This is a genomic window from Pirellulales bacterium (assembly GCA_036499395.1).
Classification (GTDB): Bacteria; Planctomycetota; Planctomycetia; order Pirellulales; family JACPPG01; genus JACPPG01.
Window position 1 is genome coordinate 1 of record DASYDW010000046.1, and the last position, 13,523, is coordinate 13,523.

The 13,523-nt window shown below is 61.7% G+C and carries 7 protein-coding genes; all 7 read left to right on the plus strand.

Features of this window, described 5'->3' with window-relative positions; all coding sequences use genetic code 11:
- On the plus strand, positions 1-184 hold a 184-nt coding region (locus tag VGN12_07350), incomplete at its 5' end, for a hypothetical protein (protein HEY4309252.1).
- Between the two features lie 303 nt (positions 185-487).
- On the plus strand, positions 488-1,942 hold the full coding sequence (locus tag VGN12_07355; GenBank protein HEY4309253.1) for an alpha/beta fold hydrolase: 1,455 nt from the start codon (positions 488-490) through the stop codon (positions 1,940-1,942).
- A gap of 408 nt (positions 1,943-2,350) precedes the next feature.
- Positions 2,351-2,731 (plus strand): hypothetical protein, encoded by a 381-nt coding sequence (locus VGN12_07360; protein ID HEY4309254.1) that lies wholly within the window; start codon positions 2,351-2,353, stop codon positions 2,729-2,731.
- Positions 2,732-3,059: 328 nt separating this feature from the next.
- Positions 3,060-5,666 carry a PSD1 and planctomycete cytochrome C domain-containing protein gene (locus tag VGN12_07365; GenBank protein HEY4309255.1) on the plus strand — a complete coding sequence of 869 codons (2,607 nt, stop codon included), beginning with the start codon at positions 3,060-3,062 and terminating at the stop codon, positions 5,664-5,666.
- Positions 5,656-7,164, plus strand: coding sequence for a DUF1501 domain-containing protein (locus tag VGN12_07370; protein ID HEY4309256.1), 1,509 nt, complete (start codon positions 5,656-5,658; stop codon positions 7,162-7,164). The genes VGN12_07365 and VGN12_07370 overlap by 11 nt, the downstream gene beginning before the upstream one ends.
- A gap of 382 nt (positions 7,165-7,546) precedes the next feature.
- Positions 7,547-9,382 (plus strand): 4-alpha-glucanotransferase, encoded by a 1,836-nt coding sequence (gene malQ, locus VGN12_07375; GenBank protein HEY4309257.1) that lies wholly within the window; start codon positions 7,547-7,549, stop codon positions 9,380-9,382.
- A gap of 444 nt (positions 9,383-9,826) precedes the next feature.
- Positions 9,827-13,510: an SdrD B-like domain-containing protein gene (locus VGN12_07380; protein HEY4309258.1), complete on the plus strand. Its 3,684-nt coding sequence runs from the start codon at positions 9,827-9,829 to the stop codon at positions 13,508-13,510.
- Positions 13,511-13,523: the final 13 nt, after the last annotated feature.

A 13,523-nucleotide genomic window follows, 5' to 3' on the forward strand; every position in this document is an offset into this window, starting at 1 on the left:
AGGCGCAGATCAAGCTGCCGTGGGTCAGGCGACTCCAAAACTTCATTCCTTTAACAAGCCAAAGAACTTTCCGGAAGCTCAACCCGACCCACGGCGGCAGCGCCCAAATCTTTTTCATATTCCCGTGGCCTTTCCGCGCGCTCATCTTTTCATCGAGTTTGCCTTCCGCATTCTCCGTTTCTAAAACGGCCCCAGCCGACTGTCAGCCGCCCCCTCTTTCCCTTCCGTGCCCGAAGATTCTTGCCACAGAGTTCACCTAGGCCGCAGAGAATTTCATAGACTAAAGCTCCTTCTCTTCGTGCGTTTTCGCGTTTTTCGTGGCCACCTCTCCCAGCCTTTCGGCTCATCACTCATCACTTCGCGATCCGCACTTTCCCCGATTCATCATTCGTCACTCTGCATTTCCTCTCGCGCTTGCCCCGGGGGGTTTCACAGCGTATTCCTAATGGTGAATTAGGAAGCGGCCACGCATCTTCGGGGGCGGACCATGCGACGTTCATTAGGCGCGATTGTCGTGTGGTTAGTTTTCGGATCCTTCTTTGCGGCCGACATTGCAGCAGCATCTTTTGCCGGCGAGCCGATCGCCGGCTCCTGGCTGGGCACGCTCGATGCTGGCGTTAAGCTGCGAATCGTCTTTCATATCGAGCGCTCGGCCGACGGAAAATTTTCCACAACGCTCGACAGTCCGGACCAGGGGGCCAAAGGGATCCGCGTCGACGAAACGACGTTCGCGGATAACTCGCTTCGCCTGACGATTAAGTCCCTCAGCGGCAGTTTCGAGGGAAAGTTGGCCGACGGAGAGATCAACGGCAAGTGGACACAGGCCGGCGCCTCGCTGCCACTCGTGCTCAAGCGGACGGAGAAAGTTCCCGAACTCGCCCGGCCGCAGATGCCGAAAAAGCCATATCCTTATACAGAGCGCGAGGTGACGTATCGCAACGACCAAGCGAACATCACGATTGCCGGCACCCTGACGCTTCCCAAGACGGACAAACCGTGTGCGGCTGTTCTGTTGATTACCGGATCCGGCGCGCAGGATCGGGACGAATCGCTGCTGGGGCATAAGCCCTTTCTTGTACTGGCCGACGACATCACCCGCCGTGGCATCGCTGTTCTGCGGGTTGACGATCGAGGGGTGGGGGGCTCGACCGGCGATCCCTCAGCCTCGACCACCAGCGACCTGGCCGGTGACGTGCTGGCCGGAGTTGCCTTTCTCAAAACTTGCCCCGAGATCGATCCGCAGCGCATTGGACTGCTCGGACATAGCGAAGGAGGATTGATCGCGCCGCTCGCGGCAAGTCGATCGAGCGACGTTAAGTTCATCGTGCTGATCGCCGGCCCTGGCGTGACGGGCGAGGAGATCCTCTACGCGCAGGGCGAACTTATCACGCGAGCCGCAGGTGCCGGTGATGCCGCCGTAAAGCACCAGCGTGCTCTCCAGGAAAAGATGTTTGCCATCGCCAAGGAATACGACAAGCAAGTCGCCGCAGCACCCCAGGACATGCCGCCCGATCCCCACGAGACAGAGGAGCAAATCGTCGCCCTGCTCACGGGGCTGGCGTCGTTTCTGCCAGAGGACCAGCGAAAAGACGCCGAGGCGAAAGCACTCGCCAAGGCTCGGCCGATCCTGACACCTTGGTTCCGCTACTTCCTCAGCTACGACCCGCGCCCGGCACTCGCGAAAGTTAAGTGCCCTGTGCTGGCCGTGATCGGCGAGCGCGATCTTCAAGTCCCGCCCGCTCAGAATATGCCCGAGCTCGAAAAGGCGCTCAAGGCCGCAGGCAACACCGATTACACGCTGCGCGAGCTGCCGGAACTCAATCATTTACTGCAAACCTGCAAGACAGGCTCCCCGACGGAGTATGCGGAAATCGAAGAGACGATCGCGCCGTCGGCGCTCGAATTGATCGGCACCTGGATCGTCCAGAAAACGACTCGCTAACCGTCGGGCTTCGTAACTGTGGCCGTTCCGCTTAGCGTTTCCTGGCGGAAAACGCACGCTCCTTTTCTCCGTCTTCCGCTGCCGAATCGGCCGTCGCTCTTGCCGTTTTCCTCCGCCTAAAAATCTGCCAACATAAACCTTGCAAAATCGCAAGGTTCTCCATAAACTTAAGAAACCGTAATGCAAGGAGACAGCCAGCTCCCCCTATGACCTTCGGTTCGATTGTCCGGCGGAGGTGACAACCGTCCGGGCACTTACCCTCGGGGAATGTCATAGCCAGGATCTGGCAGTTAGATCGCAAGCCGCCGCTAAGCGGACGGTTTTGCATCATTCGCACGTAGCCGTCGCCACCGTGCCACGACGATCGATGGGCAGCAGATCTCAGCGGCGGAACGTGGAGGACATCTTATGAGCGGAATCCGCATCTTCGAGTTGTTGGAAGAGTTAATTGCCGACAGCAGTGCCCGGGCCAGGCTCTTAAGGTGGTCGGGGCGCGAATACTCGTCGGCCTCCCTTCTAACGGTGACGGTCCACGACTTTGTCGGAGAGCATGGAGTCCGCGGCGACCGGGGATATTGCTTCTTCTCCGAGGATTCGCAGCGTTGGGAGGTGCTAGGCACGCTAGCCCGTGGCTGTCTTGGCACTGGCGCCGACGCCAATCTGGCAACAATCGAGAATCATGAGAGAAAGGACGAGCGGGAGGGCAGACAAGGTGCGACGGACCACACCTTGTTCCCGGCCATGGGGGAGGGCTCGCACGATGATTGGCCGACCTCAGCGCTCATGTAGCGCTCAACTGTGAGAGGTCGTTCGTCCTTTCTTGAGTCGGCGCGGTTGGATGGCCACTGGGGGCCTTCAGCCGCGCCTTTTTTTATAAACCTCTCCGCTCAAATCGAATTTCGTATTCGGTAATCAAGGCGGCGTTCGCCCCTTGTTCGCAATCTCGCACCGCGTCGAGTAAAATCCGGACCTGCCCCGCGATCGTTTTGCATTCAATTCGCGCCTGCCTGATCAGCGTTCCGTCCCACCTGACGTCCTGCCCGTTTCTCGACGAGTGGAGTGTGACGTGCGGAATTGTGTCCGTCTCACCTGCGCAAGAAGGACAACGATTGCCTTATTGGCGCCGGTCGTCTGCGCGCTCGTCCTGGCAACGGCCCATGCGGCAACGCCGCAGTTCGAAGGGGACGTGCTGCCGATCCTGACCGCGCATTGTCTGAAGTGCCACGGCCGCGAGGCGCGCAAGGCCAGCCTGGACCTGCGCACCGTCGCGCTCGCCACACGTGGAGGTGAAAGCGGCCCGGTCATCGTGCCAGGCAATGCCGAGGAAAGCCTGCTCTACGAGCGGATGGCCGATCATTCGATGCCCCCCGCAGGCGAGCTTCCGCTCACCGCCGCGCAAATCGAAGTCATCCGCGACTGGCTCGACGCGGGCGATATGAAGGTCGAAGAGGCGCCGGCGCTTGACGAGCCAAGTACCGAAATCACCGCCGCGGATCGCGAGTTTTGGGCCTTCCGGCGCCCCCTGCGCCGCGATCCGCCCGAGATTCGACCCGCCGATCGGGCTCGCACGCCGGTCGACTTGTTCCTGTTGGCAAAGCTATCCGAGCACGGACTGTCGTTTGCCCCCGAGGCCGATGCGCAGACGCTCGTCCGTCGCGCCTTTTTCGATTTGATCGGCCTGCCTCCCACACCGGAGGAGATCGACCAGTTCGTCAACGATGCCTCGCCGGCGGCTTACGATCATTTGCTGGACCGGCTGCTGGCGTCACCCCATTTCGGCGAGCGGTGGGGACGCCATTGGCTCGACGCTTCTGGCTATGTCGACGTCGCAGGTGGGGACAACGACGCCGGCATCATCAAGCTGGCCGAAGGCAAATGGCGCTACCGCGATTACGTCATTCGCTCGTTCAACGACGACAAGCCTTTCGATCAGTTCCTGACCGAACAACTGGCCGGCGACGAGTTGAGTGATTGGCGCACCGCCGAGCACTTTACCCCGGCGATGCTCGAGAATCTGATCGCCACGACGTTTCTGCGCTCGAGCGCCGACGACACAGACGAAAACGAGCTAAATACTGCCGATATCCGCCATGGGGTCCTGGCCCGAACGGTCGAAACCGTGGCCAGCAACTTATTGGGGCTGACGGTCAATTGTGCGCGTTGCCACAGCCATAAGTACGATCCGATCTCGCATGTCGATTATTACCGGCTGACGGCCATCTTCACGCCCGCCTTGAATCCGCAGTCCTGGCTGCAACCGCGCGATCGGGCGCTGGCCGACGTCGCCCCCCGCGAACGCGCGGCGGCCGAATCGCACAACGCGAGCATTCAAAAGCAGATCGACGAAAGCAAAGCTCGTTTGGCCGAGCTACGGCGCCCCTACGAGGCCAAGATTTTCGAAACCAAGCTGGCCACGATTCCCGACGCAATCCGGGCAGACACGAAATCCGCCATCGAAACTCCCAAGGACAAACGCAACGACGTCCAAAAATACCTGGCTGACAAATTCGCCGACGCGCTCCGGGCCACACCGGCCGAGGTTGATGCCGCGCTTGTGGACGAACACCGGCGGCAGGTCCAGGAACTTGAAATCCAGCTGGCCGAACTGCCGAAATCGCTACAAAAGTGGGGCAAAATCCAGGCCGTCTACGACTCCGGCCCGCCCCCGGCGACCTACCTCCTTCGCCGTGGCAATCACGAAACACCAGGCACGGAAGTGGCGCCCGGATTCCTCGGCATCTTGTGCCAAGACGATCCGCGTGGGCTGTTTGCCGACGCTCAACCCCGTGGCGAGAGCAGCGGCCGCCGCCTGGCGCTTGCCCGTTGGCTCACGCGGCGCGATACGCCCGCCGCAGGCCAAGTGGCGCGCACGATCGTGAACCGCATGTGGCAGCAACTTTTTGGCGTGGGGTTGGTCGAAACGCCCGACAACTTCGGACATTCCGGCGCGCGCCCCACGCATCCAGAATTGCTCGATTGGCTGGCCATCCGCTGGATCGACGAAGGGTACCGGTGGAAGCCCCTGCTCAAGCTGTTGATGCACTCGGCCGCGTATCGGCAGGCGTCGTCAGTAGCTCCCTCGTTATCGGTCGACGCGCAGACGCTCGATCCCGGCAACCAGTTGCTCTGGCATCAGCGTCTTCGACGTCTCGAATCCGAAGCCGTACGCGATGCGATCGTGGCCGCGAGCGGCACGCTCGATCCGCAGCTTTTCGGGCCCCCCATACCAATCGAGGCTCGCCCCGATGGCTCGGTGGTCGTCAAGGAAAGCTCGGCCGCCATCAGCAATGACGGCGCTAAGCCGGACGCTCCTTCGCGGCCGCGTCGCAGCATTTACGTCCTGGCCCGGCGCAATTACCACCCGTCGATGCTGGGCACTTTCGATCAACCGGTGATGGCGACCAATTGCCCGCGACGTAACCCATCGGCGGTCGTGCTGCAGTCGCTGGCCATGCTCAACGACGATTTTGTCGTCGAGCAGGCCGGTCGCTTTGCCGCGACGGTTGCTCAGCTCCCTGTCGAGCAACAGGTCACGGCCATATTCCGCCGGGCCGTAGCGCGAGTGCCCAGTGCGCAGGAATCGGCCTGGAGCGACGAACTCCTTGCCCGGCAGTTCTCACGCTACCGCCCGCAATGCGAAACGGATAGCGCTGCGCGACAACAGGCGCTCGCGCATCTTTGTCAGATGGTGCTCAATACCAGCGAGTTTCTTTATGTCCCATAAATCGCGGTCGAGCACGCCCGGCCAATCCGCCGACGGAGCGTTATTTTCATCAAGCGGTTTGAGCCGCCGACAGATGCTGCGTGCCTCGGGGCTGGGGTTCGGGGCACTCGCGTTCGACGCCATCATGGGCGCCGAGGCGCGAGCGGAAACCACCGCTTATCATCCGCCGACGGCCGCCGACCTGACTCCCAAGTCTAGCCAGTTTCCCGCCCAAGCTCGGGCCGTGATCATGCTCATGCAGAACGGCGGGCCCGGACAGATGGATTTGTTCGATCCCAAGCCCGATCTGGCAAGCCATGCCGGGCAGACCTTCGGAGAGAAGGTCGAAATGTTTCAAAAAGGGAGCGAGGCTAACAAGCTGCTGGCCAGCCCCTTCAAGTTCCGCCCGGCCGGCAAGTGCGGCATGGAACTATCCGAGGTGATTCCTCATCTGGCAGGCGTCGCGGACGACTTCTGCCTGATCCGCTCGATGCACACCGAGCATAACAATCACACCGAAGCGCTGGTGATGTTCAACACCGGCAAGATATTCCCAGGTCGGCCGGCACTTGGTTCCTGGATCAGCTACGCGCTGGGGACCGAAAATCAAAACTTGCCTGCGTACATCGTGCTGCGCGACCCCGAGGGATACAACACCAGCGGTACTTTGCTGTGGCAAAACGCCTGGCTACCGGCGCTCTATCGCGGCACGGAATTCAGCGCGCAAGGGCCGGCCGTTTTGAATCTGCGTCCGCGCACCGCGCTGCCCGAGGGCGCCCAACACGACGATCTGGAATTCCTCGCCCGGCTGAACCAGGAGCATCGCCACCGCTACCCTCAAGAATCCGAGCTCGACGCGCGGCTTCGCAATTACGAACTCGCGGCGCGGATGCAACTGGCCACCGGCGAAACGCTCGATCTATCGCGAGAAACAGAAACGACGCAAAAGCTGTATGGCCTCGATAACCCCGAGACGGCCAGCTACGGCTTACGCTGCCTGATGGCCCGCCGGCTGGTCGAAAGTGGCGTCCGGTTCGTGCAGATTTTTCCACCGGTCAAGCCGCAATTTCAGCCCTGGGATTCGCATACGAATGTAAAGACCGAGAACGAAGCGATCTGCGCCAAAACCGATCTGCCGAGTGCCGGCCTGATTACCGATCTCAAGCAGCGCGGATTGCTCGACTCGACGGTCGTCCTGTGGAGTGGCGAATTCGGTCGATTGCCCGTTTCGCAAAATGGTTCGGGACGCGACCACAATCGCAACGCCTTCAGCCTGATCGTCGCCGGCGGCGGCTTCAAACGCGGACTGGTCCACGGCAGCACCGACGAGGTCGGTTACCGAGCCGCCGACGGGCGGGTGAGCGTTTCGGACCTGCACGCGACGTTGCTGCACCAATTGGGATTCGACCATCGGCGTTTAGCCTTTAGTCACCACGGCCGCCCCGAGACCCTGACCGACGCTCCCCTAACCAAGGCCCGGGTCGTCGCCGAGGTCCTCGAACAGCCTGTCACGATTTGACCCGCCAATAATGTTGTCCGACGGGGCAGGTGACGGAAATGCCAGCACCATTGCCCTCGACGCCGCGACGTATTGGGGTGTATGGTCCTGAGATGAATCGCACCGGCCCAGATCGTGGGAAAACGCTCGACGGCCGACGGACTGGTACGCTTTTCGCATCCACACACCGAGGCTGGGTTCGTCCCCGGTCAGGAGCTCACCTCGCCAGCACGGCCGAGGGTGTTCCAGGCAAGTAGATGTGACATTTTCCACACGAATAACGAACTTCTGACACGCCTGCCGCATGGACACGGATTGCCACGGGATTGCGCATCAATTCGAAGATGCATTCGGCGTCTTGCGTGTAACCTCACGCGGAACCAGGGATGCGATTCGGCATGCCATGCACGTCGATGGCAGCCCCACGCCCGAGCCGCGCGTGCGGGTGCTCGATCGTCGGCGCAAATCGTCGTTCAAAGTCGGTTCGGGCGAACTCCGGTTGGAAGACGGGACTTCGCTGACGGTTGACGGACGTCTGCCGGCCGACGTCCCGCTCGGCTATCACGACTTTCTGCCACGCGGCGCTCGCGATCCGATCCGGCTGATCATCAGCCCCGGTCAATGCCCGGCCGCGCCCACGAAAATCTGGGGTTGGGCCGTTCAGCTTTACGCGGTGCGTTCCCGCACCAGTTGGGGCATGGGGGACATGGCCGACCTGCGGACGCTGGCGGAATGGGCCGACCGTCAGGGGGCCGGATTTGTGCTGGTGAATCCGCTTTCGGCCGTCGATCCGGTTGTGCCGCAGGAACCGAGTCCTTACTACCCCAGCAGCCGGCGATTTCGCAACCCGCTCTACATTCATATCGCAGCAGTTCCCGGAGCCGAGCAACTGCAGTCCGAGCTGGCGTCGATTTCCACCGCCGGCCACGAGTTGAACCAGTCGCCGCGTATCATTCGCGACAAAGTTTTTCAGATCAAGCAGCAGGCGCTCGAGCGGATCTGGCAAGTTTTTGCCGGCGACCGGGCATTCGACTCCTTTTGCCGAGAGCAAGGGGCGCCGCTGCGGCAGTTCGCCACCTTCTGCACGCTGGTTGAGAAACTAGGCGCCGACTGGTCGCGCTGGCCTGCCGAGTATGCCCGGCCGGACGCGCCCGGCATGGCCCGGTTCGAAGCCGAAAATCTCCGCCGCGTCGAATATCATCAGTGGCTGCAATGGCTGTTGGATCTGCAGTTGGCCGCGGCCGGTTCGGCTTTGCGGATCGTTCAGGACATGCCGATCGGAATCGCGGCCCGTGGCGCGGACGCCTGGACCTGGCAAGACGTACTGGCCGACGGAATCACCGTCGGTGCGCCGCCGGACATGTACAACACCCAGGGACAAAACTGGGGTATTCCGCCGTGGGCGCCGCGGTTGCTCGAACAGGCCAAATACGAGCCCTTCGTGCAGACCATTCGCGCCCTTCTGCGGCACGCTGGTGGCTTGCGAATCGATCACGTGATGGGATTGTTCCGCCTGTTCTGGATTCCGCAGGGCATGTCCGCCGTCGAAGGGACTTACGTCGAATACCCGGCCGAGGATCTTCTGAACATCGTGGCGCTGGAAAGCCATCGGGCCGGTGCCTTCGTCGTGGGCGAAGATCTGGGGACGGTCGGCAAGAATGTCCGCCGCATGTTGGCCGACGCGCAGATCCTTTCAAACCGATTGCTGTGGTTCGAGTCGCAGCCGACGAGCGAATACCCAAGCCTGGCCCTGGCCGCCGTAACCACGCACGACTTGCCGACGATCGCCGGCCTGTGGACCGGCGCGGACCTGGCTGCCCAGCAAGAGCTCGACTTGCGTCCCAACGTCGAGGCGACGATTGCCATCCGGGACCGTCTACGTGAGATGACCGGCGTAGCGGACTCCGCCCCTCCGGAAGATGTAATTCGCGCCACGTACCGGCTGCTGGCCGACGCCCCGTCGTCGCTCGTGACCGCGACGCTCGAAGATGCGCTGGCCGTCGAGCAGCGTCCCAACATGCCGGCCACGGTTGACCAATGGCCCAACTGGCGCATTCCGCTGGTGCGATCTTTGGAAGAGTTGCTGACGTCACCGCTGGCCAATGACATTGCCAGCACGCTCTCGGCGCGCGGCAAGCGGAAGAAAGAGGTCGCGAAGCCCCCCGTTCGGAATGGCAAGCCCGAAACTGGTCAACATGCGACCAATGCCTCGCCCGGATCCGAACGCCCCCGTGCCTAGGGCCAGGGCCGTCTTCCTTCTTTAAATGTGCTGTCCTGCGGCTATTTGATGAGTGGCCGACGGCCTCAGCGGATAACACCGCTCGGTTGGCATTTTCCGTCGTCTAGGCCTTTCCGGCAAAATTCTTGCACTCTGTGCAACCCCAGCTTAGATTAAAAGCCACGCGTTCGTTTTTGCTTGAACAAGCGAAAAAGTCGCGTTGATCGGGACATTTTCGCCCACGGGGCCACGAGGCATGGCCGGGCGATGAGGGCAATTGCTCTCGAGAAGCAGGGGTTTCTAAAAGCGGGCCTGGCAAATGTCAGGCAACTGCCCGCCGGGCAGGGTCACGCTCACATCATTCGGTGGCGTTCGGGGATTCTTGCGCCAATCCGAAATGCGGAGCATGTTGAGGTTCACTCCGGGCGTCCGGAACGCAACAAGGAAACAGAGACGGGCCGTTTCATGAAGACTACATTGTTCGCGCAGTGGCGCCGCGGCGGATCGAAGACCCGGCATACCCGTAAGACTTCGGTTCGCGGTCGAGACCTGCGCGTCGAGATGCTCGAAGGTCGCGCCCTGCTGACGGCCAGCGCCGTTTCGACCTACTCGCCGTATGACGTCAATCATGACGGCTACCTGAACATGTCCGACCTGATCACGACGATCAGCTACTACAATTCCCACGGGCCAAGCGTTGCATCGACGCAAAGCTCATCGACCGGCAGCGGCAGTTCCTTGACGGCAACCCCGTCGGCACTCACCGCGCCCACCAGCACGGCCACGACGGATGTCGACGTCAACGGCGACGGTTATATCAACCTCAGCGACGTCATCAAAGAAATCAAGGCGTTCGACAACCTCGCGCCGTTGGCCGCCTACACGCTGGTGCCGACGAATGCCTCGGATCAGCCGTTGAGCGGGCCGCTGGTCGTGGGCCAGACGTTTTATCTCGACGTGATGGTGCAAGATTTGCGCACCGACTCGGGCGGTCAGCCGTTGTCGTACGACGGTGTCGCCGGCGGCGACGTCGACGTGGCGTACGTCCCCGATTCCACGAACCCGGGCGGAGTCGCGCCGGTCACGCCGCTGTCAATTAGCTGGAACACGGCGAACTATCCGAATCCGACCACCGCCACGGCTCGTGCCGATGTCACCAGCACGGTTGGCGTGATGAAGAACATCAACGGCAGCGAAGCGAACAACGGTCCCAACTTCTCCTACATCCCGCTGGGCAGCGGGGTGCTCTTGTTGAATCGCATTCAGATGACTGCGACGGCCGCGGGCGTGGTGAATTTCAATTCCGAAATCCTGAATCCGCTGCTCGAGACGACCGTACTTGCCTCGGGCACGGGCCTGCAGGACATCACCGACGCGCTGCAGTTGACCGCGAACCAGATCTCGCTCGGCTCAGCCTCGGTCACCGTCGTCAACGCTCCGCCGGTGCCGTCGAGCCTGTCGGGCCAGGTTTATGTCGACAACAACGGCGACAACACGTTCGACGCCGGCGATGTCGGGCTGCCGAATGTCGTCGTGGCCCTGCTCAATTCCAGCGGTGCGGCGACCGGTGCAACGCAGATCACGGATGCCAACGGCAACTACTCGTTCACGAACCTCAACCCCGGCACGTACGGCGTGGCCGAAGTGCAGCCTAGCGGCTTCTTCGAAACCGGCCTGAATGTCGGCACGGTCAATGGAACCGCCAGCGGCACGGCCAGCGGCGTCAACACGATCAGTTCGGTCGTCATCACGTCCGGCTCGGTCGGCGCAGGTTACAACTTTGCGGTCCAATCGCCGGCCGGCATTTCCGGCACGGCCTACGTAGATCAGAACGCCGACGGCGTCTTTGACGCTGGTGATACCACGCTCGCAGGCGTCAGCGTTCAATTGTTCAATTCGAGCAATGTCGCCGTGGGTTCCGCCGTCGTGACCGGCGCCAATGGCACTTACTCGTTCCCGGGTCAGCAACCAGGCACCTATACGATCAAAGAAACGCCCCCCTCGGGCGCCTTTGCCACGGCCGCCAATGTTGGCACGATAAACGGCACATCGACTGGAACTGTCAACGACGCGGCGACGATTTCGGCGGTCACTGTCGGATCGGGCAGCGCGGCGATCGGTTACAACTTCGGGCTCGAGCAGTTCGCCACGATCTCGGGCACCGAGTACGTCGATAACGACGCCAACAACAGTTTCAATTCAGGCGACACAGGTCTCGGCGGCGTCACGATCCAACTGATCAACGCCAGCAACCAGATCGTATCGACGACCACGGCCGCCAATGGCACGTTCAGCTTCACGGGAGTCGTGCCTGGCACGTATTCACTCGTCGAAGGCACCCCCGGCAGTGGCCTGGTGCAAACCAGTTCGACCGTCGGCAGCGTCAGCGGTACTCAGGTGGGCGTCGATACAATCAGCACGATTGTGCTCGGTAACGGTGTCGCGGCAACCGGCTACAACTTCGGCACGCAGAGCAATGTTCCGCCGTTGGCCCAGGTTCGTCTGGCCACGACAGCGCTCGATGGCGGTGCCTTGCCATCGGTGATCCCCGGCGGATCGAAGTTCTGGCTCTACGAGTATGTGACGGATCTCCGCCAGCCGACCAGCGATGCACTGGGCGTGGAAGAGGCATACACCAACATCTCGTACGACACGTCGAAGTTTGCGGTCGTCAGTCCGTTAACCTTCGGATCGAATTACCAGTTCAGTGAATCGCCGTCGAACGGCCAGATCCCGTCGAGCCTGATCAACGTCGGCGCGTTAGCTGGGACGTCGAACTTCCCGTCCTTGGGCTTCGGCGCTCAGGGAAATCAGGAAATGTTGGTCTTCAAGGTCGAGATGCAAGCCATCGGCGGCGGCTCCTCGGATATCACCGTCGGTCAGCCCACCAGCTCCGACGTGAATCCGGTAGGCATTGCCGTGTTCGCCGATCCGCCGGCCTTCGATTCGCCGCTGTTGACGTCATCGCAGGTCCACTTCGTCGGCCTGGGCAGCGTGCAGACCACGCAGCCGACGTTCGTGTCGATTGATACGCCCGTTGCCGTGACCAACGGTACGACGAGTGGGGCCACGACGCCGCTGAACTTCACGATTCATCTCAGCCAGGCCTCGAGCGTGCCTATCACCGTTACCTACACGACCGAGGACATCGGCAGCGACAACGCAGTCGGGGGCGCCACGGCTTCCACGCCAGGCGCCGACTATGTGCTGCCTGACTTCGACGGCACGCCTGCAAATGAGAATGTCGGCCAGTTCACGATTCCGGCCAATACGACCGACCTGACCGTGCCGCTGGTGCAGGCGATTGGCAACTCGCTCAATCAGGCCGACAAGAGCTTCCACATTGTGCTCACCAGCGGCGACAACAACATCGTTGTGTCGCAAGCGGCCGGCTCGTCGCAAGCCATCATTCACTCGGCCGTGGCCCAGCCGACGCTTACGGTCCTGCCCGTCTCAGGCAATGAAGGGGACGTGGCTACGTTCAATGTGAGCCTGTCCGCCGGTAGCGGGCAGACGATCACGGTCCACTACCAGACGCAGGCCACGAGTCCGCAGAGCGCCATCCCGGGTACCGACTTCCAAGTCGTCACCGGTGACTTGACGTTCCTGCCCAGTAGCACGGGCTCGACGCAGCAGGTGCAAATCGCCTTGCCGTTCGATGCCAGCGAGGTACCGCCCACGACGTTCCAGTTCGTGCTGTCAAGCGCCACGAACGCGGCGCTCTCGGGTGGCAGCAGTCAGCTTGCTGTGCTCGGCACGATTCTGCCGCCGGCCACAGGCAGCTTGTCAGGCTACGTCTATCACGACATCAACAGCGATGGCCTTCGCGAGGGGGGAGAGACCGGCTACGCGGGCGTTGCGATCACGCTGACCGGCACCACGATCTACGGCCAGCAAGTGACTAAAACTGCGACGACCGCGGCCGACGGGTCGTACAGCTTCGTCAGCCTGGTCGCGGGCCGATACACCATCGCCGAGACGCAGCCGCTGTTGTACTTGCAGGGCAAGGACCACATCGGCACGCAAGGAGGCAGCTCCGCGGCGCAGGATCAATTCTTCATTGATCTCGACGCAGGCGTGGCAGGCACTGAGAACGACTTCGGCGAGGGTGACCTCAATCCGAACATGTTCTGGTGGCCAAACTTCTAAGACGACCGAAGCG